Below are 20,470 nucleotides of genomic sequence, written 5' to 3' on the forward strand. Positions count from 1 at the left end.
CTTTAAAGTAAAGCAAACTCGTTTATGTAGTCGTGAGTAAGAAAAAAAGTTTACTTACTTATATGTGCTTACTTATATATGCTTACTTATGGCCTTCTTCGATTGCCGCTTGCTCTGCTGCTTCTCTTTGTTTCTTGCTTGGCATCTAATGTTTATTAGCTTGTCTGTATTTTTTACTTTATTTTGCTTCATCTTTAACACTACGATATGTAGTGTAACTATCCATTATTTGTTGACGAAAGCGGAGGAATTCGAATGGACATGACCCACATGGATCATATGCAAATGGAACAACAAACAGGCACCTCATATCTGGGGCTAATCATTGGAGCAGCTATGCTTCTAATCTCAATCGCAGCCTACATCTGGGCATCTCGTATACGTGGCAAAATTGTTAGTCATATGAAAAAAAATGAACGTGCAGCCATTCAGAAGAAAAGTCGTTCAATTCGGCTAACGGCTCATGCTCTGATCGCCGTGTCAATCATCTCGTTTGGATTTTTCTTCCTTCAGGGTGCAGGAAAGACTTACGATGTAGCCGACCTCCCGAACAATGCGGCAATCGATGTGACGGATGACAAATACTATGGAGCCACCCACACCGAGGAGCCGATCCAGTATGAAATGAAAATACCGACATCAGGTCCACATAATCCACATGATATCCAATTTGGCTTTTATACTGACTTCCCGGGGTATCCTTATCTAGTTCACAACATGGAGCATGGAGACATCATTATCTATTATCGTGAAAATGCCAGTGATGAGCTGAAGGAGCATCTCCAATATCTCGCAAAATTTCGCCAAGGCGGGTCAGGCGTTCTCGCCGTACCCAACAACGATATTCCTGACGGCAGCGAGGTCGTTGTAACCGCCTGGACCAAAACGATGAAACTGGACAAGTTTGATGATGCCAAGGTAGGTACGTTTATCCATCGTTACATCAATCAGGGGCCTGAGAAGATCCCTCCATCCATTCGCCGAGGCGGCGGAACAATGTAGCTTAGCAAATTGAAATGTAACGATCTCCAGAAACCTTATCTCCTGAAAAAGAAGTGCTTAAGCTCAAAGAACGATCCTTTTGCGCAACAAAGGTCTCTCTGGAATCGTTACATTTTCAATTATCCTGAAAGGAGCACGTAGTGCTTCTCAGGATTGTTAGACTCCCACAAACAACACAACGAGGTAGGACACCACAACGTAAAATGCAGCGTTCACCTCGCCCAACCTCTAATCCTTTTCCAATGTTATGCCGATAAACTGAAGTAGAAATGTATACATAACATATACGCTCACAAGGGGGAGCAATTGGAACGATGAATAGTTTGTTTATGAGAATTTTTTTGTTTTTTTCCTGTCTGATGCTGGCCGCGGGGGCCATTCTGGGCGTCACGATGTATCGTGCTTCAGCCCAATTGGTTGAACAATCGATGGGGATGCAGGCACAGGCTGTAGCTGAACGGGCAGCCGCTTTGATTGATACGTCACTGTACACCCCACTCAGCACGGGGCAGGACAAAACGGCGTATTACGATACGCTGCGCGCGCAACTTAGCCAGTTGCGTGAAGCCAACGGACTCAAATATTTATACACACTTGGCACACGCGAGGAAAGTGGAAAGGCTGCGTATTATTACGTGGTAGACGGGGCCGCGCCGGATGTAGACGAGGATGATTTCTCGCCTTACGGCAAAGAAGAGGAAACGCTGTATGATGGCATGCTGCAAGCCTTTGCACAAGACACATCGGTTCGCGGAGAGCTTACTCGGGATGAAGATTACGGGGCTACGATTACCGCTTATGTACCGATTCATGGATCGGATGGCAAGATGTTAGGTATTGTAGGCGCAGATCTGGACTCTACCGCTGTCTATGAATTGATGTCAAGCAACCGCATCACGATGGTTTGGACAGCCTTGGCGATTGTATTGCTCAGTGTGTTGCTGGTGTATATTTTCGCACGTTATCTGACAAGACCACTGGTGAAGCTCAAACAGCTCATTGCTGAAGTGGGAAAAGGAGACCTCACCGTCAACGTGGAGCTTGGACGCAAAGACGAAATTGGCCAACTCGCTTCCGAGTTCAAACACCTGGTCACAGATACCCGGCAAGTCATGACGGGCATTCGCCAAAGCTCGGACTCCCTGCTTCACGCCGCGGAAGGTGTGTCCCAGCATTCCCATGCAACGGCCGAGGCCAGTCAGCGGATTGCAGAGCATACGAATCATACGGCACACGGGGCTACCGAACAGGTGGTCCGTGCTGGAGAAGTCACTGTAGCCATGGAAGAAATCACACGTAGCATGCAGCATATTGCTCATTCTTCTTCCAGGGTTGCCGATGTGTCACAGCAGACAACGAATGATGCCATTCAAGGACAGGCGAAGCTGGACACAGCTATCCGCAGCATGGACGAGATACATCAGGCCAATGTTCAGATGGCCACATCGACTACCCAGCTTACGGATTACTCCAGCCAGATTGAATCGGTCGCCCACTTGATGAAAAATATTGCTTCACAGACGAATCTGCTCGCACTCAATGCCAGTATTGAAGCAGCCCGTGCGGGTGAACACGGTAATGGTTTCGCAGTAGTTGCTTCCGAGGTCCGCAAGCTTGCAGGAGAATCAGAGCAATCTTCACAACATGTAGCCGAATTGATTGCCGAGATGACACGTCAGACCTCTTTGCTTGCGGAACATATGTCGGCAAGCACTACAGCCGTGCAATCCGGTCTGACTGTCGTGCAAGAAGCAGGTCAATCGTTCGCCTCCATTCATGGAGGCATTGAAACGATCAACGAGCGCCTGCATGAAGTGTCCGCAGCTTCTGAACAGCTGTCAGCAAGCTCAGAGGAAGTGTCGGCATCCATTGAAAACATGGAACACATCTCGCGAGAATCCTCATCCAGCATCCAGAAGGTATCGCAGGCTGCCGAAACGCAGCTACAATCCATGGGTGAGATCAGTGCTTCCGCCGAGTCGCTACGTGTTTTATCCAGCAAGCTGAATGGTCTGATCAGCCGCTTTAAAATCTAGTTCGGTGCCCGCTTGCTCCATACCAAAAAGCCGCATGGCAGTAATCCACATCATCGGGGTTCTCCCCGATCCTCGGAACACAGCCTGCGGCTTTCTTTAACCCTTACCTTTATACGATGCGTATCGTTGATACGTATCGTATAAAGGTCTTTTTATCTTCAATGAAGGTCAGCCTTCCGGCTGCCGATCATTAGTAACGCTGCGGAGCAGCTTTTTTACCCAAATCCGTCATGTATGTGAAAAATGCTTCCGGATCTGTATCATACACCAGTTGTACCGGACGTCCGTCCGCTTGCTCCACCGTGCGACCTTGGCTCGGGCCATCTGGAATGACGATGCAGTTCACGGTTTTTTTCTTCACGATGTCCTCGCGGCCTACGGAAGCCGTAGTCAGCACATCCCACAGATAATACGTGGAGTTGGTCTCACTGTACACCAGTGGCGGACATCCTGCATAACAGTTCCCCAGGAAATCCACGCCTTCGAAGCGGCGTTCTGCTGCCCAGCGGTTACGGACTGCGGGTGTAAGAGGTACTTTGTTTGTGCTTTCGAGTGCTACCAGATCAATCTGGATGCCGCTCTGCCACACGCGATAAGCCGCTTCCGGGTCCCAGAATACGTTCCATTCCGCCGTACCGTCATGCTCCGGCTCTTCTACGTTTCCGCGTTCAAATGTACCGCCCATCCATACCAGCTTGTCGATTTTCTCTTCGATGTCCGGTGCTTCGTCCAGCGCACGCGCGAGGTCCGTCAGTGGGCCAGTGAATAACAGTAATGTTTTACCTTCGGTATTGCGTACTTTTTCAATCAGGTGCTGATGCGCAGGAGTAGCCGAGAGCGGCGCTTCCATTTTGCCGGATTCATTCAGAACAGGCAGTGCATCTACATAGAATGAGTGCAGTCTCCACGCTGCCGGGAACGGGTTTTTGCCTCTGGAGTTAGATTTGGATACTTCTACGGAATACGTTCCAAAACGATCAATAATTTTACGGCTCGCATCAGTCGCCGGCTCCAAATATCCGTCTGCCGGAATAACCGATACACCGGTTACGTTTACATTGTCCATCTGCAGAAGCATAAACAGCGATACGAGATCATCCACGCCGCCGTCATGATTGAAATACACATTCAGTTTGTTCGTCATGCTTGCTTTCATCCTTCCTCTGGTTACCCCATTGATGTGAACTTGTCCGTCTGCCCAAGGCCGACGCTTCTTCTATTATGTCCCATAACCCCAAGCCGAGTAAACCTTCCACACCCAAAGAATCCCGTATCTACAGCATCTTCTACGCATTTTTACCAGCTTATCCATTCCATCTCAGACATACAAACCTCAGGCTCTCACCTCTGGTAAAAAAGAAAGATGGACCACGGACACCAAGCCCCGCCGTCCATCTGTCCCTCTCCATGGTTTACACGGATCGGGTTGGTTTCTTCTCTTGCTTCTCCGCAATCGACATATACTTGCCCGGCCAGAAAGCCCATTTGCCCAGCAATGCTGTAATCGCTGGCACCATGAATGGACGAACCAGGAACGTATCGAGCAGCACGCCTACCGCGGTGATGATGCCGAACTGCACCAGTACCTGAATCGGCAAGGTTGCCAGAACGGCGAACGTACCCGCCAGAATCAGACCTGCAGAGGTAATTACCGATCCTGTCTCACCTACACCTTCCTTAATCGCCTGACGAAGTGGCATCGTTTTGCGTTTCTGCCAGATGCTTGAGATCATGAAGATGTTATAATCTTCGCCGAGTGCTACGAGGAAGACAAAGGAGTACAGCGGGATCGCTCCCTGAATTGCCTCTGCTCCAAGGCCGTAGTGGATGATGATCCAGCCCAGACCGAGTGCAGAGAAATACGACAGGACTACCGTTACAATCAAGTATGCCGTCGCAACGATCGAGCGAAGATAGAGTAGCAGTAAGAGCGTAATCATACCGATGACGACCGGAATAATAATCTTAGCATCGCGCTCTCCAGCGACTTCAATGTCATACTGTTCAGCGGTCTGTCCATCAATCCACACTTGTTGATCCACATTGGTAACTCCGGCGTCTTTCAATGCTGCTTCCGCCGTAGCTCGCAGGTCTGGAATATGCTGCATCGCTTCAATCGAGTATGGATTGAGATTGAACTCTACGTTATACGCCGTAATGTTGGCATTCTCCGCTCCTTGCTGCGGGTCACCCACCTTGCTGATATAATCCAGTGACTCGAGACGCTGCTTCAAATCCGTCTCTTTGCCACCAGCATCCACGATCACTTTAACTGGAGCGAGCTCGCCTTGCGAAAATTGCTCCCCAATGACCTTGAAGCCTTCACGGGAAGGTACATTTTCCGGGAAGGAAGATAACAAGTCGTACGTAAATTTCACTTGTGTTGAAAAAGCAGCCAGTCCACCGAGCAGCACTACCGTAATCGCCAAAACCGTCCAAGGTTTAGTCGTTACGATGCGTCCGATCCAGCTTTCACGGACTTTACGCGGAGCCGGAACCGGTTTGCCTTTTTTCTTCGCCCGTTCCACTTCCATCTCGTGAGTACGTGGGACAAACGGATAGAATGATCCCCGTCCGAAGATGGCAAGTAGCGCCGGAACCAGCGTCAGGCTTGCAATAAACATGATGAAGATGGACAGACTGAATGGTACGGCAAAACGATGATATGCGCCGTATTCAGCCAGCAGCAATACGAGTAGAGCTGCGACAACCGTAAACCCACTCATCGCAATCGCGCCGGATGAACCGGTGATGGCTTGGAAGATCGCTTTCTTTTTATCCGGCTCATGATAGAGAATTTGACGGTATCTGGAGATCATAAACAGACAGTAGTCCGTACCTGCTCCGAAGAGCAGTACAGTCATGATCGAGATCGACTGAGCATCAACTGTGATCCAGCCTTGATCCGCCATAAATCCGAGAATCGGACTAGTGACCATATAGGCGAAGCCTACGGCAATAATCGGAATGATCGCTAGCACCGGTGAACGGTAGATCAGCAAGAGCAACACGAGTACCAGCACGACAGTTGCGATGAGCAGCGACACATCAGCGGATGAGAACAATCCGCTTGCATCAATGGAAATGCCCACAGGTCCGGTTACGCGTGCAATCAGCTTGCCCTGGTTATCCATAGCCGTATCAAACGGATTCATGCCGAAGATGGCTTTTGTTTTTTCCTCTAACCCTTCAATGCCTGCCTTCAGCTGTTTTGCATCCGCATCTTTGTTGAAAAATAGCGGCATAACAATTGTACTTCCGTCTTGCGAGAGCTGACCTTTAATCGCCTGTGGTGGCAGCTGATACAGTGGCACAACCGACTGCTGCTGCTCCACCGGGTCTTGATCCAATCGCTCGGTTAACGCCTGAATCTGCTGGATCTGATCCTCTGTGAGTCCGGCAGGGTTGCGCCAAACGATCAGCGCGGGTAATCCCTCACCGCCAGGGAATTCCTTTTTCGCCAAGGCAGCGGCCTGTACGGATGGTTTCGATTCGCTCAAATCCTGTGCATTGTTGGTCTCGCGCTGATTTACCGCTGGCCACACCATACCAAGCACAACCGCAACGATAATCCATACGAGCAGTGTCACCCATTTACTTCGTTGGCCCGCTACGAAGCGGCCATAACCCGAACCTTCCTGCATGGTCTATTCATCTCCCTAGTTTTGTTGAAATCCATATAAGTTGAACAAAAAGATGGTTTGCACAGACACTCCGATGACAGAATGTATGGAAATGAACCATGGGTCATAATATAATCGAGTTAATTATATATACCGGAAGGTTAATTATGCAATCCCTAATTTTTTGAAATATCGTAATATGTTATTTTAACCGTAAATGAGGTCGAATATGATGAACAAAAAACCAAGAAAAGAAGCAAGTGCTACGCGTGCTCCAGGCAGACCCAAAGCAGGTGCAGATCAAGCTTCCGCCTACAATAACATCCTCATGACGGCCTCCCGGCTGTTTATGGAATACGGATATGAAGCTGTTTCACTCCAGCAGATCGCTTCATTATGTCAGGTGACCAAGGCGTCGATCTATTATCATTTTTCCAGCAAACCGGAACTGTTCACCGTAGCGATTACCCGCATGATGGCGATAGGTATGCAGCAAACGACACTGCGTCTCGAAGAACCCGGCACATTGAAGGAACGGCTGGTCAACGTGGCGGCTGCGAAGATGCAACAGTCTCATGTGGATACGGAAACGATGATGCGTGAAGCTGAAACGTATCTGAATGCCGACCAGTTTGCTCAGATTCGGGATGCAGAACATCGGATCTTCGAAGTTCTCGCTACACATTTCCAGCGGGAAATGAACAACGGGTATTTGAGAGAGGCCAATCCCTTGCTGCTTGCTCAGGCCTTCACGTCCCTGCTGATGCTTGCCAATCGTGAAGATGTACGCCAGATGCACGCTACGATTGAAGAACTGGCAGAGGAACTTGTGGGGCTCTTTTTGAACGGGGCAGTCAAGCATCCATAGCGTGATTAGACGTGTAAACACAACATGCCTCTACCATTCCATGTGCGCATCTGGCATCACCTAGAGAACATTTAGTAAGATTACGATGATCGTTAAATCGGCCGAATTTGGCTAGAGTAACCTTGACTTAAATCAACAGAACGTCTCCCATACACGCGCCAGCGCGGCGATGCCTGGCTCGATGTTCTCTGCTTCAATGCCGGCAAATCCGATGATAAACTCTCTTTTGCCGTCAGCAGGAGCACTTCCGTCTGCCCACAGATATTCCGCCGAGGCCACACGTATACCCGCTTCCAGTGCCGCAGCCACCATATGGTTGGCTGAATTCGGGTTGATCAACCGTAATACCAGATGAAACCCGGCGTGTTCACCCTTAATTTCCATTCCCGGTTGATCCCCGAAATGCTGCTGAATGGCCTGCACAGTCAGGTCGTGTTTGCGTTTATACAGATTGCGCATTTTACGAATATGTTTACCCAGCTCTCCCTCCCGCATGAATAACTCCAATGTCCGCTGATGCAGACGTGAAGCTGACTGTTCGAACAGAACCGTTCGATAAACCTCGCCAAAATGAGGAACGAGTTCCTTCGGGAGGACCATGTAATGCACGCAAAAAGCAGGGGCAAGCACTTGAGAGAATCCTCCCATGTAAACAACAGGTGCATTCTCCCGCAATCCTTGCATGGAAGAAATAGGACGACCGGAATATCTGAATTCGCCGTCATAATCATCCTCAATCAGATAGGCCCCGGAACGTTCCGCCCAGTCCAGCAAGGCGAGTCTGCGGCCGATGGGCATCGGCATACCCATGGGAAACTGATGCGACGGGGATACACCAGCCAGTGACACATCTGCCTGATCCAGTTCATCCAGATGTATGCCTTCGCTGTCCAGTGAGATTGGGATAACCTCATATCCATAATTCCGAAAGGTTCCAGGTAACAGGCGATACCCGGGGTTCTCCACGGCAATCGATCGAACCTCACCTTTGCGAAGCATCGTCTGTGTAAGCAAGGACATGAGCAGATGTTGCTCTGCACCTACCACGATCTGCTCAGGCCTACATCGAACTCCTCTAAATTGTCCTAGATAGGCTGCAATTTCGTTGCGCAGGCCCCACTCACCCTGCGGGTTTCCGTAAAACAATAAATCCTTGGACTCTTCACGCCAAACCCGGTTCGCGTACTGCTGCCATTTTGCATAAGGAAACAGGCTAAAATCATTGTGTGACATATGAAAATCATAGGTAACATTCGTCACCGGACGCAAGCTCTGTAAGTCTGGTGATACTTCTGTATAACCTGACTGATTCTGCCTGTTGATCATGCTAACGTGTGTAATCCCTTGTTCATTTCCTGCCGTATGTATATCGGACTTCCCCAGTAACATATCGTGATAACCTTCAACCACAGCCCGAACGCGATAACCTCTGCGCGGCTCGCTATAAACGTATCCTTCCGCAATAAGTTGCTGGTATGCCGCTTCCACTGGGGTTGTACTTATGCCCAGCAGTTCTGCCCATTTTCGCACAGAAGGAAGGCGGCTATGTTCCACTAATTCCCCGCGGAAAATTTCCCGTTTGATATGATCCGAAAGCTGAATATAGACGGGTGTACTGTTGTACTCATCAAGTTTAGGTAATTGCATCATGGCTGCTTCACTCCATCTGTCCTTTTCATTTTATTGAAACTGCATATTTGGAAGTATACAGTATTAGGATATACTCATGTCAGAAGCAAGGACTTACAAACAATATTCAGGTGAAACAACACGCTGGATGCCTCAAAAATCTCGCGCTCCACAAGTTTGCTTGAATAGATCAGGAGGAAAACAAAACTATGTCACACCCTACATCTACAAATCGTACCGCCAAACTCATGCAGACTGAACGCATTTACCTGCGCCCATTCGATATATCCGATGTGGATGCTTACTATCCAAGCCTGTTTGAGCCCGAAATGCGCAAACAAACAGGAACGCAGGCTAGCTTTGTCCGTTCTCAGGTTGAAAAGTATGTAGAGAGTTTAGCTCAGGACGACTCACGCCTGAACCTGCTTATTGCATTCCAAAACACGGACGAAATCATTGGGGATGTCGCTCTGATGGACATGCATGCCAAAAATCGCAGTGCACATATTCGCATCGCCATCGATCAGCCAGCTCACCAAGGCAAGGGGTATGGCAGTGAAGCATTGCTGCTTATGCTCGATTACGGATTCGGCATTGCCAATCTGCATCGGATTGAGCTGGATGTCTTTGCATTTAACGAACGCGCTATTCGTACGTATGAGAGGCTTGGCTTCCAGCGCGAAGGCGTGAAGCGGGACATGTTGTATTACAACCACCAGTATCATGATGCCATTCTGATGAGCATCCTTGAGCATGAGTTCCGGGAGAAACATCTGAAAGCAGACAATAATTCGGGGAGCACTCCTTAGAAAAGCCTTGTGCTCAACCTGCAGTATTGAAGCTTAACGCATTTACCAGATTCACAGATAGAGTGTATGAAAAAAAATACAAAAACCGGGGAGGTTATTCCTCCGCCCCGGTCAGAAAATGCAGATGACCCGCCAGCACCGACAGCTCGGCGGGTGTCTCCATGTACAATTCGCCATCCGTATCGGCTGGCATCGGTACATCTGTTTTTATTTTCAACGTAGACGCCTTGAAGTAGGAAATATTCTCATTCCGGGGTTGCCATTCTCCCTCTGGCTTATGTGAAAGCACCTCACGCAGAAATGGAATGCCTGTCTCATGAATAATAAGCACATCCAGCTTGCCATCCTGCAACGCATCCGGAGCAAAAGGTAACGCATTGGTGCCCAGAAAACGCCCATTCGCCGCATAGATCATTACTGCTTCGCCTGTCGTCCGCTCTCCGTCGATCTCAAGCTCATACTGAAATGGCTCGGAACGAGTTATCGTCTGGAGTGTGCTGATGAAATAACTGAGCTTGCCAAGTGCCCCTTTTAGATTCTCGTTAATGTTCTGTGACGTATCACTGATGAGGCCTATTCCGAAAAAGTTCGTAAACACCCGATCATCTGCTCGTCCCACATCCACCGAGATAACTCGACCTGACAGCATCTCTTGTGCCGCTGTCTCTGCATCCGGTGAAATCCCAAGTGAACGTGCAAAATCATTACATGTACCGCCTGGAAGTACGCCGATCTGTGGAGGATTTTGCAAGGATGCCAGCCCGTTCACACACTCATGCACTGTACCATCGCCGCCCAGAATAAACACCACATCGAACTCTTCCCCGCGCTCCCGGCACAGCTTCTCTCCTTCACCCGGTTCATCCGTCCGAACCACGACCAATTCATGAATGGCTGGAGCAAGTACGCCTGTTACCAGACCTAATGTATTCTCCCGATTGGCTTTTCCTGCATGAAGATGATGTATTAACAAGGCTTTATTCCATTCCATGCTGTTTTCCTCCATTCCAATGCTTGTTTCCCTTTACCCAAAAAGGTTGAAATGATAAACAAAACCATAGGCTTAGGATACTTTAGTGATTCGTGAATCATGATTGTGTAAGCGTGACTTCATCAGAGGAAGCAACATGCGGAATATGCATCGTTTTTGTTTTTCATGCGTAATACCAGGTAGCTCTGCAGGACAAGTTACTTTCATTTCATTTTCGGCAACATGAGCTGTATGTATTATTTCCCTAAAAATAAAGCTTTTGATCTGTCTGTAACAACAAATGTATGAACAACTTTTATCATCTTTTCCCATCTCCGGTCTTATAGCCAATACCTGCTTTAACCGGATCTATGCATGAGAAAAAAGGTTCCTCCGCAACCTATACGATATAGGCAACAACTTCGCGGGAGCAACCCATTCAATTCGCTTCAAAACGGTTATATGTACACTATACACGAATGGAGGAATTCCCTATGATTCCAGCTACAATGGAGCAATTAGATCAAGTGCGCAAGGAATGCCGTACGATGGTTCGCAAAAGAGCAACCGCTTCTGCTGGCTCCACACTCGTACCTCTGCCCGGTACAGATGTCATCGCTGATGTGGGCATGCTGATGCAGCTGTTACCTGCTATTAACAATAAATTCGGATTATCTCAAAAACAGCTCGACGGCATGGACCCTGAGACGAAGTCCATGATTTACGGATTTGTCATGTCGATTGGAAGTAAAATCATCGGCCGTATGGTCACGAAGGAACTGGTCGTTCAGGTGCTCAAACGGGTAGGCGTGCGAGTAGCGACGAAATCAGTTGCCAAGTTTGTTCCGTTTGCGGGGCAAGGTCTCGCCGCCGCTCTCAGCTTCACTGCCATGCGGTATGTGGGCAACAAACACATCGACGACTGTTATGAAGTGGTTAAACGTATGATTGAACAGCGTGAAGGCCTGCCTGGTGGACCGGCAACGGCAACACTGGAGGAAGCTACCCGCGATCACCTTGAGGGAAACTCGCAGGATACTGCTGAACATGAAACAAAGCAGCATGCTGATGCGGAAGCGGAAATCAAACAGGACCATCAGAGCACCAGTGAAGGTAAGAAGGGTTTCCTGTGGAGACCAAGGCTTAAATAGTACGTTAAATTGTCTTCCATACATTGCATATCTGCAAGCGAACATGGCTGGGCGGGACAAGGCACAACATCTATCCGCAGGAAAACGTTGTGGCATAGCAGTGATAACACAAACGGGACGAAGCAGTGCAATGACTGCGACGTCCCGTTTGTTTGGGTTTATGTTACACCAGAGGTGCGAAGAGCACCGTGGTAGAGGTTCTATTTTCCCAATAAACTATGGTTCTAGATGTTCCTGACGGGTCTAACAGCCCTGATAGATATCTAGTTCAGTCCGTTAGATCGCCTGCGGCTGCTGCTCCGTAAACTGACTGTTATACAGATCCGCATAGAAGCCCTGCTTCGCCATCAGTTCCTCATGATTGCCCTGCTCAATCACATTACCGTGATCCATGACAAGAATGAGATCGGCCCCGCGAATGGTGGACAAACGGTGAGCGATAACAAAACTTGTACGGTCTTGCATCAGCTCATTCATCGCTTTCTGGATAAAGACCTCGGTCCGTGTATCAACGCTACTGGTTGCTTCATCCAGAATCAGGATGGACGGGTTCGCCAGAATCGCTCTCGCAATGGTCAGCAGTTGTTTCTGACCTTGAGAGATATTGGACGCCTCTTCATTCAAAATCGTATCGTAACCGTCCGGCAGTGTGCGAATGAAATGATCGGCATGCGCAGCTACAGCGGCTTTAACCACTTCCTCTTCCGTTGCGCCTTCCCGTCCATACGCAATATTATCCCGGATTGTACCGTTAAACAGCCACGTATCCTGAAGCACCATACCGAACAGACCGCGCAGATTACCACGAGACATGTCTTTAATGTTAATGCCATCAATAGTAATCCGGCCACTCTGGAGTTCATAGAACCGCATAAGCAAGTTAATCAGTGTTGTTTTCCCGGCACCTGTCGGCCCAACAATAGCTACGGTCTGACCTGGTGCCACATTAATATTCATATTGCGAATGAGCAGTTCATCTTCTTTATAGCCAAAATCCACCGCCTCAAATGCTACAGCCCCTGTTGGGTAACGCAACGTTGCAGGTTGTTTCGACTCAGGTACTTCCTCTTCCTCATCCAGCAGTTCAAACACACGCTCTGCCGAAGCAATCGTGGACTGAATAATGTTGGAAATGTTGGCAATCTGGTTAATCGGCTGTGTGAATTGACGGGAATATTGTGTAAAGGCCAGGATATCCCCGATGGAGATGGAACCCCGTGTAACAAAAATCCCGCCGACCACACAGATCAGCACATATCCCAGGTTACCGACAAAGTTCATCAAGGGCATAATAATCCCGGAGATAAACTGAGCTTTCCAACCCGATGCATATAACTCTTCATTCACTTTCTCGAATTGCTGTACAGATTGTTCCTCACGTCCAAAGGCTTTGACCACCTTGTGTCCGGTATACATTTCTTCTACATGACCATTCAGTTCACCGAGCGATTTCTGCTGTCCGGCAAAATGTTTCTGCGAACGGGAAGCCACCAGCATAACCACAATAACACTAAGCGGTAAAGTCAAAATCGTAATCAGCGTCATCCATGGACTGATCGTCAGCATCATAATGATGACACCCACAATCGTCACAACGGACGTAATGAACTGGGCCAAACTTTGCTGCAGCGTGTTACTGATATTGTCCACGTCATTGGTTGCGCGGCTTAGCGTCTCACCATGTGTACGGGAATCAAAATATTTCAGCGGCAAACGTCCAACCTTGGCACTGATCTGCTCGCGCATATCATAGACTACACGTTGGGCCACACCAGCCATCAGGTACTGCTGTACATATGCAAAAGCAGCACTAAGCAGATAAAGCCCAAGTAGCAAGTACAATACTCGCATCAGGGCTGGGAAATCAATCCCGGCTCCCTGCACACCCTGCATAATCGCAATGGCTCCTTCGGCAAGAATATCTGTACCCTCAGCCATAATCTTCGGACTAATAATGCCAAACACGGTACTTAGAATGGCAGCGATCAGAACACCGATCAGACGAGAGCTGTGTGGCCGGAGATACTGAACCAATCGGCGCAGTGTGCCTTTGAAATCCTTCGCTTTCTCGGCTGGAGGCCGCATACCCATTCCGCCGCCAGGATGACCCGGTCCGGGTCCGCGTGGAGCACTGGATGCTTTGTGCTGTGCTGTACGTTCACTCATGCGATCTCCTCCTCAGTCAGCTGGGAGGATACAATCTCACGATATACTTCATTGTTCTCCAGCAGCTCTTTATGTGTTCCCGAACCGACAATTTCACCTTCATCCATGACGAGAATACGGTCTGCATCCATAACCGTGCTTACCCGCTGAGCTACGATCAGCACAGCCGCTTCTGTCGTTTCCGATTTGAGCGCAGCGCGAAGTTTTGCATCCGTTTTAAAATCAAGGGCAGAGAAACTGTCATCGAAAATATAAATTTCAGGACGGCGAACGAGTGCGCGTGCAATGGACAAACGTTGTTTCTGTCCACCTGACACATTATTGCCGCCTTGTGCAATCAGGCTGTCATACCCTTCCTTCATCTCGGAGATGAAGTTTTCGGCTTGGGCCGTACGTGCCGCATGAATAACTTCATCCATACTCGCATCATCCTTACCTTGCCGAATGTTATCTGCAACCGTACCGGTAAAAAGGACAGCTTTTTGCGGAACAAACCCTATTTTGGATCGAAGTTCTTCTTGTTTAAGCTCCCGCACATCGGTTCCATTCACACGCACAGTACCTTCGGTTACATCATAGAAACGCGGAATGAGGCTGAGCAATGTGGTTTTACCCGAACCCGTACCGCCGATAATCGCTGTCGTTTCACCGGAACGAGCCGTAAACGAGATATCGGACAATGCTGCATTTTCTGCACCCGGATAACGGAAAGTGACATGGTCAAACTCAATCGTTCCTTGCATCGATTTCATTGTGCCAGGCTGTGCCGGATCAGACAGATCAGGCTGCATATCCAGCACTTCGATAATCCGCTCTGCCGAAGCTGACGCTCTTGGAATCATCACAAAAATCATGGACACCATAATCAGTGAGAACATAATCTGCATCGCATACTGTACAAAGGCAATCAGGGAACCAATGTTCATATGACCGCCATCAATACGCAGACCACCAAAGTACAGAATCGCAATCATCGAAAAGTTCATGACCAGCATCATCACCGGCATAACTGTCGCCATCAGGACGTTGACCTTAATCGACGCATCTCTTAATTCCGTATTTGCCCCATTGAAACGAACACGCTCATGCTCGCCACGGTTAAAAGAACGAACAACCCGGATACCTGTCAGCTGTTCACGCAGAACCAGATTAAGCCGGTCCAGCTTTTTCTGGATTTGCTTGAATAACGGAAATCCTTTGGAACCGATTAAGGCGATTGCTCCTGCAAGTACAGGCAGAACAACGAGGAAGATGGTGGATAGCTTCGCGTCCTGAGAAACGGCCATGAAAATCCCCCCGATACACATCATCGGAGCCATAATCATCATGCGCAGCATCATCGTTAATACGTTCTGTACCTGTGTAATATCATTGGTTGTACGCGTAATCAGTGAAGCTGTGCCCAGCTTGTCAAATTCCTGCAGTGAAAAATTCTCAACATGCCGGAACACTCGGCTTCGCAGCTGTTTGGCAAATCCGCCTGCTGTGCGCGAAGACAGATAACTCGCGATAATGGAACAGGTTGTTCCGCCAATGGCAATGAGCAGCATGAAACCGCCAATTTTCCAAATATACGGTATATCACCCTTGACGATACCCAGGTTGACTATATCAGCCATTAACGTAGGCAAGTAAAGCTCCGCCATCGTTTGCATGAAGATAAGCGCCAAAATAAAAATAATCGGAATACGATAGGGCTTAAGCATACGAAACAGCTTGATCATGGCGTATCATCTCCTTGTTTGGATACTCTGGATTGAGATGCTCTTGATTTGGGTACTTCATTAACTTCTTCAGTTGCTTCATCTCGATGTTCCGTTGATTCATTCTGCCCGGAAACCTGTGCATCAAAATAGGTGTACACCTTGCTAAGCAATTCAGTCAGCTGCAGGCTGTCCTCCTCGCCCAGGTGTTCAACCAGCCTGTTAAATGTTTGCATACGCTCTTCATGAGCTGCACGAATAATCGCACGACCCGCGTCCGTAATCGTAATCCGCACCGCCCGCCGATCCTCGGGGTCCATCGTCCGCTCAACCAGTCCTTCATCTTCCAGACCGCGAATAACCGGTGTAATGGTTGGTGATTTTACACGCATTAATGCACTGATCTCGGATACCTTTAGTCCCGGATGCTCCTGGTTCAAATGACCTTCAAAATCTGGCGGATTATCCCGCCAATCCATACGCTCCCCCGGATGATATCCATGAAGTAGACAAGCCAGCACCATAATTTCATTGTGATTACGCCCATGTGGTTTATGTTGTCTCCATTTGCCTTTATTAAACTGCATAATGGAATATAAAAGCTTCTCGGCCACCGGATCCATGCCAGTCATCACATCACCCTCCTTCTTCGGAACATCATGTTCCATAAAATAATCATCGCCTGTCTATTAGATAGGTCTTGTATTTAATAGCCTACCGATTTAATAGATGACCAATTTAATAGTTAATCAATTAATTAGGTTACCTAAGTATATTATCAGCTTATGTATATGTCAATCATTTCATTCATGTCAAAAGCATCCAACATCAGAGAGCATTCCAATGCTATCTGAACACCCATATAATCAATTGCGCTTCTACGTGACAGCATGTTTACTCTTAGCCATCCCCATGACAAAAAGCCCCCAACCCCTCAGTTTGATTAAGACCAACCGAAGGGAGTAGAGAGCTTTTTGAAAATAGAATTTCCTGAATAGTTTTTTTAAAGCAGACCTGTTGAATCGATATTTATTTTGAAGCAGATACACTCTTCGGCACAGCAGCAAACGGGAAATAGTCTTTAGCATTATTATAGGATATGCCTTGCACGATCTGACCGAGCAGCTCCATATCGTTTGGTGCTTCACCTTGTTCTGCCCATTCACCAATCAGATTACAGAGCAGGCGGCGGAAATATTCATGTCTCGTATACGAGAGGAAGCTTCGGGAATCCGTTAACATGCCAACAAAACGGCTAAGCAGTCCTACATTCGCAAGTGCCTTCATCTGTGCAAGCATGCCATCCTTCGTATCATTGAACCACCATGCCGCGCCAAGCTGAATTTTACCTGGTACGCCTCCACCTTGGAAGCTACCAATAATGGCTGCCAGCACTTCATTATCCCTTGGATTAAGGGAGTAGAGAATCGTTTTGGGCAAAGCATCCTGTTGCTCCAACGTATCCAGCAATCCAATAACAGCCGCCGATAATGGCGTATCATTCACAGCATCGTACCCTGTGTCAGGCCCGAGCTTCTTGAACATTTTCGTATTGTTGTTACGAGCTGCATTGATGTGGAACTGCATAACCCAGCCGCGCTCTGCATACAGCTTGCCAAGGAATGTCAGTGTAACCGTCTTGTATCCGTCCTCTTCCGCGCGCGAAACTTTTTCCCCCGCAAGTGCTCTGGCAAAAGCAGCAGCCGCTTCCTCGCGAGTCGCTTCAGCATACGGCACATAATCCAGTGCGTGGTCAGAGACACGACCACCTACGGAATGGAAAAATTCCACACGGGATTCAAGCGCAGCCAGGAATGAGTCATAATCCGTAATTGCTGTGCCCGCAACCTGTGAAAGCTTGCCTACCCACTCGATGAAAGTATCCCGGTTCAATTCCAGTCCTTTGTCCGGACGGAAAGACGGCAGAACTGCTGTATCGAAACCTTCGATCTCCTGAATCTTCAGATGATATTCCAGAGAATCGGTTGGGTCATCGGTGGTGCACACCACGGTGACATTGGATTTGGTAATCAGATCACGCGCACCGAAGCCTTCGCCGGTTAGTTTGGCATTTACTTTTTCCCAGATCGCTGGGGCGCTTGTCTCATTGAGCACTTCATGTACATCGAAATAACGTTGTAATTCCAAGTGAGACCAAGCATACAGCGGGTTGCCAATCATCATCGGAACTGTTCTGGCATACGCAAGGAAACGGTCATAATCCGTTACCCCTTCGCCGCCCGTTACATACTTCTCTTCAACACCGTTAGCCCGCATCAGACGCCATTTGTAATGATCGCCGTACAACCAGGCCTCTGTCAGATTGCCAAATGTTTTGTTCTCGTAAATTTCCTGAGGACTGAGGTGGCAGTGATAATCCATAATCGGCATGTCTTTCGCATACTGTTCGTACAGCTTGACCGCCGTTTCATTGTGAAGTAAAAATTGTTCATCCAGAAAAGATTTCATTCGCCTTGCACGCTCCCTTTAGGTGAGTTTACGTTCATTTAGGTTCACTTTCCATCTTTACGCTACACCGTTTTCGCCTAAAGTTCAATATAAAATGATAGCGTTCTCAAAAAAGGTTGGTTTAGGCATACTTTCGGAAACACGGTATACTGGATTTAACGCGAGTGATACTGATTTAAAGATCGATGCGAGATCAAAACTCTCATTAAAAACAATACGGGTATGGAGATCGATATGGATATGACAATCAAAGATTGACTATATATCGGTCCTTACATTAGCCATAAAAGGAGATGCAATGCGATGAAAATCACTTTTCTAGGTACAGGAGACATGTTCAGTGTAGAACAACATCATAATAGTATGCTGGCCGAATTCGGCGATACCCATCTGGTGATTGATTTCCCGGAGTCTAATGCCAAAGCACTCAAGGAATACGGATTCGCGATGACGGGCATTCATAACGTGTTTATCACCCATCTGCACGAGGATCATATTAATGGGGTTCAGATGTTAGGCTATTATTCGCAAATTGTCGGGGATCGCAAACCCCGTCTCTTCATTCATGAAGAGTTGGTTGATCCACTGTGGAGCATTCTCTCACCAGGTATGCGATATACGACCGACGGCGAACGAACGATGAGTGATTATTATGAAGTGGTTCCACTGCCGGATGGCGGAAGTTTCGAGCTTGGCGGGGTCACGTTCGAGACGTTTCGCACGCAACATGTTCCCGGCATGGTCAGTAACGGACTGATGGCGAAGCCTTATTTCTACTATAGCGCGGACAGCACGCTTGATCGTGAGCGAGTGGAACGGGTTGCACCCGATGTGCAGTTGATTTTCCATGAATGCCATATGCATGATTTGGTGATCAAATCTCATACGTCATTGAAGGATCTGGAGCAGCTGCCCGCCGAGGTGAGACAAAAAACGGTACTGATGCATTACCATGATGAGTATGCTGATGCGGACAAACGTGCTGAATTCAATCGTACATACGCAGATGATCTGCGTATGGTTGGTACGCTCGAGTCTTTTCAGTTGGGGGCATATTAGTAAACGGGCTATGGCCTACAAAATAGAACAGATCATCGGCATGGAATGAGATTAGGGGGCAGTACGATCCCTGCCCCTCCGTTCCCCCGTTATTCTCATCACTCCCAAAACTTCATATATTCAATCATTCTTGAAGATGGCTTGGCTTGAAGGTGAATATAATCCTCTTTCCGCTGATCTTCTGGTCCATATGAGATTTTGACATACACATCAGTATAGTTCTGAAGATATTGTGCGCTAATTTTGGATTTGGGTCTCAGAACATAACTTCTGGATAAGCCTAATCCCAGCGGCTCCTTATCCGGCCGCAACGTAGTTTCATATGTATTGCCCACATTCGAATGGAATAGTTCAGCTGCATCAATAACTTGTAACATATCGGGATCGAGAGTAAAGGTTTGAATGACATTCATCATCGGCATGCGAACTTCATCAATCATAACCTCATAGGTGATCCCATCCACTCCAGATTCTCGGTCAAGGTTTACATCCACCGTTGCAGCCAAATGATACTCTCCTGGCAAAGCTTCTTTGAAACTCTCCTGATCCTTTGTTACCCGCTGGGTTATATCCCTGCGTTCTGTGTTAAACGTATAGGTGTCCGCGCGCTTAACTCCTCCATTTGGCCCTTCTTCCATGCCAAAATTGCACGCCGTTAAACTTATTGCTATTACAAGCAGATAGAGGACAAGCCAAAAGGCAGACGTTCTTGCTCTTACTTTTGAATTTCTGTTTATTGTAGTTTTGGTTCTTGCAGTCGTTGTTAATGTTATGGAAATTCTTGTTATTGTAGTTCTTGTCCTTGTTTTTGTTTTTGTATTGGTTTTAATTATACGATGCATGCCAGTGCTAACTCCCTTCTCTCTTTCATATATTCCCTTATCGAAACTTATCGCTCATCCATATGAACAACATATCCGGTATCATACTTAATACGTTAATAAAAGTGTCCACCATCATTGATATTCTCTTGTAAATTCGAGTG

General features: G+C 47.8%; 15 protein-coding genes. 6 read left to right on the forward strand and 9 right to left on the reverse strand.

What is annotated here, in order from left to right; all coding sequences use genetic code 11:
• The first annotated feature begins 255 nt into the window (after positions 1 to 255).
• Both AC1VYS_RS26885 and AC1VYS_RS26890 read left to right on the forward strand, forming a co-directional pair.
• Positions 256 to 1,002, forward strand: coding sequence for a DUF3105 domain-containing protein (locus tag AC1VYS_RS26885; protein WP_482912175.1), 747 nt, complete (start codon positions 256 to 258; stop codon positions 1,000 to 1,002).
• Between the two features lie 314 nt (positions 1,003 to 1,316).
• Positions 1,317 to 3,038 (forward strand): methyl-accepting chemotaxis protein, encoded by a 1,722-nt coding sequence (locus AC1VYS_RS26890; RefSeq protein WP_482934439.1) that lies wholly within the window; start codon positions 1,317 to 1,319, stop codon positions 3,036 to 3,038.
• A 190-nt stretch (positions 3,039 to 3,228) separates the two neighbouring features.
• Here AC1VYS_RS26890 and AC1VYS_RS26895 read toward each other — a convergent pair whose 3' ends face one another.
• On the reverse strand, positions 3,229 to 4,182 hold the full coding sequence (locus AC1VYS_RS26895) for a nucleoside hydrolase (protein ID WP_482912177.1): 954 nt from the start codon (positions 4,180 to 4,182) through the stop codon (positions 3,229 to 3,231).
• Positions 4,183 to 4,450: 268 nt separating this feature from the next.
• Positions 4,451 to 6,682, reverse strand: coding sequence for an MMPL family transporter (locus AC1VYS_RS26900; RefSeq protein WP_482912178.1), 2,232 nt, complete (start codon positions 6,680 to 6,682; stop codon positions 4,451 to 4,453).
• Between the two features lie 211 nt (positions 6,683 to 6,893).
• Here AC1VYS_RS26900 and AC1VYS_RS26905 point away from each other — a divergent pair, with 211 nt between their 5' ends.
• Positions 6,894 to 7,529 carry a TetR/AcrR family transcriptional regulator gene (locus tag AC1VYS_RS26905; RefSeq protein ID WP_482912179.1) on the forward strand — a complete coding sequence of 212 codons (636 nt, stop codon included), beginning with the start codon at positions 6,894 to 6,896 and terminating at the stop codon, positions 7,527 to 7,529.
• Between the two features lie 132 nt (positions 7,530 to 7,661).
• Here the strand turns inward: AC1VYS_RS26905 and pdxR are convergent, their stop codons facing one another.
• Positions 7,662 to 9,179: a MocR-like pyridoxine biosynthesis transcription factor PdxR gene (pdxR, locus tag AC1VYS_RS26910; RefSeq protein WP_482912180.1), complete on the reverse strand. Its 1,518-nt coding sequence runs from the start codon at positions 9,177 to 9,179 to the stop codon at positions 7,662 to 7,664.
• A gap of 188 nt (positions 9,180 to 9,367) precedes the next feature.
• Here pdxR and AC1VYS_RS26915 point away from each other — a divergent pair, with 188 nt between their 5' ends.
• On the forward strand, positions 9,368 to 9,967 hold the full coding sequence (locus tag AC1VYS_RS26915; protein ID WP_482912181.1) for a GNAT family N-acetyltransferase: 600 nt from the start codon (positions 9,368 to 9,370) through the stop codon (positions 9,965 to 9,967).
• Positions 9,968 to 10,061: 94 nt separating this feature from the next.
• Here AC1VYS_RS26915 and AC1VYS_RS26920 read toward each other — a convergent pair whose 3' ends face one another.
• A complete protein-coding gene (locus AC1VYS_RS26920; protein WP_482912182.1) occupies positions 10,062 to 10,958 on the reverse strand; it encodes a diacylglycerol/lipid kinase family protein in 897 nt (298 codons plus the stop codon).
• A gap of 473 nt (positions 10,959 to 11,431) precedes the next feature.
• Here AC1VYS_RS26920 and AC1VYS_RS26925 point away from each other — a divergent pair, with 473 nt between their 5' ends.
• A complete protein-coding gene (locus tag AC1VYS_RS26925) occupies positions 11,432 to 12,088 on the forward strand; it encodes a hypothetical protein (RefSeq protein WP_482912183.1) in 657 nt (218 codons plus the stop codon).
• A gap of 276 nt (positions 12,089 to 12,364) precedes the next feature.
• On the opposite strand, the gene AC1VYS_RS26930 is transcribed toward AC1VYS_RS26925, so the two are convergent.
• From AC1VYS_RS26930 to uxaC, 4 genes are all read right to left on the reverse strand, one after another.
• Positions 12,365 to 14,254, reverse strand: coding sequence for an ABC transporter ATP-binding protein (locus tag AC1VYS_RS26930; protein WP_482912184.1), 1,890 nt, complete (start codon positions 14,252 to 14,254; stop codon positions 12,365 to 12,367).
• On the reverse strand, positions 14,251 to 15,978 hold the full coding sequence (locus AC1VYS_RS26935) for an ABC transporter ATP-binding protein (protein WP_482912185.1): 1,728 nt from the start codon (positions 15,976 to 15,978) through the stop codon (positions 14,251 to 14,253). Before AC1VYS_RS26935 ends, AC1VYS_RS26930 begins: the two co-directional genes overlap by 4 nt.
• Positions 15,975 to 16,589, reverse strand: a complete 615-nt coding sequence (locus AC1VYS_RS26940) for a MarR family winged helix-turn-helix transcriptional regulator (protein WP_464678842.1) — start codon at positions 16,587 to 16,589, stop codon at positions 15,975 to 15,977. Before AC1VYS_RS26940 ends, AC1VYS_RS26935 begins: the two co-directional genes overlap by 4 nt.
• A gap of 397 nt (positions 16,590 to 16,986) precedes the next feature.
• Positions 16,987 to 18,426: a glucuronate isomerase gene (gene uxaC / locus AC1VYS_RS26945; protein ID WP_482912186.1), complete on the reverse strand. Its 1,440-nt coding sequence runs from the start codon at positions 18,424 to 18,426 to the stop codon at positions 16,987 to 16,989.
• 303 nt (positions 18,427 to 18,729) lie between these two features.
• Here uxaC and AC1VYS_RS26950 point away from each other — a divergent pair, with 303 nt between their 5' ends.
• Positions 18,730 to 19,485 (forward strand): MBL fold metallo-hydrolase, encoded by a 756-nt coding sequence (locus AC1VYS_RS26950; RefSeq protein WP_482912187.1) that lies wholly within the window; start codon positions 18,730 to 18,732, stop codon positions 19,483 to 19,485.
• Between the two features lie 98 nt (positions 19,486 to 19,583).
• Here AC1VYS_RS26950 and AC1VYS_RS26955 read toward each other — a convergent pair whose 3' ends face one another.
• Positions 19,584 to 20,123 carry a hypothetical protein gene (locus AC1VYS_RS26955; RefSeq protein ID WP_482912188.1) on the reverse strand — a complete coding sequence of 180 codons (540 nt, stop codon included), beginning with the start codon at positions 20,121 to 20,123 and terminating at the stop codon, positions 19,584 to 19,586.
• Positions 20,124 to 20,470 lie beyond the last annotated feature (347 nt).

Source organism: Paenibacillus sp. G34 (genome assembly GCF_056856875.1).

Bases quoted from the DNA above. Each gene is read 5' to 3' on its own strand.
- AC1VYS_RS26885 (WP_482912175.1), top strand. From the start codon at position 256: ATGGACATGACCCACATGGATCATATGCAAATGGAACAACAAACAGGC.
- AC1VYS_RS26890 (WP_482934439.1), top strand. From the start codon at position 1,317: ATGAATAGTTTGTTTATGAGAATTTTTTTGTTTTTTTCCTGTCTGATG.
- AC1VYS_RS26895 (WP_482912177.1), bottom strand. From the start codon at position 4,182: ATGACGAACAAACTGAATGTGTATTTCAATCATGACGGCGGCGTGGAT.
- AC1VYS_RS26900 (WP_482912178.1), bottom strand. From the start codon at position 6,682: ATGCAGGAAGGTTCGGGTTATGGCCGCTTCGTAGCGGGCCAACGAAGT.
- AC1VYS_RS26905 (WP_482912179.1), top strand. From the start codon at position 6,894: ATGAACAAAAAACCAAGAAAAGAAGCAAGTGCTACGCGTGCTCCAGGC.
- pdxR (WP_482912180.1), bottom strand. From the start codon at position 9,179: ATGATGCAATTACCTAAACTTGATGAGTACAACAGTACACCCGTCTAT.
- AC1VYS_RS26915 (WP_482912181.1), top strand. From the start codon at position 9,368: ATGTCACACCCTACATCTACAAATCGTACCGCCAAACTCATGCAGACT.
- AC1VYS_RS26920 (WP_482912182.1), bottom strand. From the start codon at position 10,958: ATGGAATGGAATAAAGCCTTGTTAATACATCATCTTCATGCAGGAAAA.
- AC1VYS_RS26925 (WP_482912183.1), top strand. From the start codon at position 11,432: ATGATTCCAGCTACAATGGAGCAATTAGATCAAGTGCGCAAGGAATGC.
- AC1VYS_RS26930 (WP_482912184.1), bottom strand. From the start codon at position 14,254: ATGAGTGAACGTACAGCACAGCACAAAGCATCCAGTGCTCCACGCGGA.
- AC1VYS_RS26935 (WP_482912185.1), bottom strand. From the start codon at position 15,978: ATGATCAAGCTGTTTCGTATGCTTAAGCCCTATCGTATTCCGATTATT.
- AC1VYS_RS26940 (WP_464678842.1), bottom strand. From the start codon at position 16,589: ATGACTGGCATGGATCCGGTGGCCGAGAAGCTTTTATATTCCATTATG.
- uxaC (WP_482912186.1), bottom strand. From the start codon at position 18,426: ATGAAATCTTTTCTGGATGAACAATTTTTACTTCACAATGAAACGGCG.
- AC1VYS_RS26950 (WP_482912187.1), top strand. From the start codon at position 18,730: ATGAAAATCACTTTTCTAGGTACAGGAGACATGTTCAGTGTAGAACAA.
- AC1VYS_RS26955 (WP_482912188.1), bottom strand. From the start codon at position 20,123: ATGGAAGAAGGGCCAAATGGAGGAGTTAAGCGCGCGGACACCTATACG.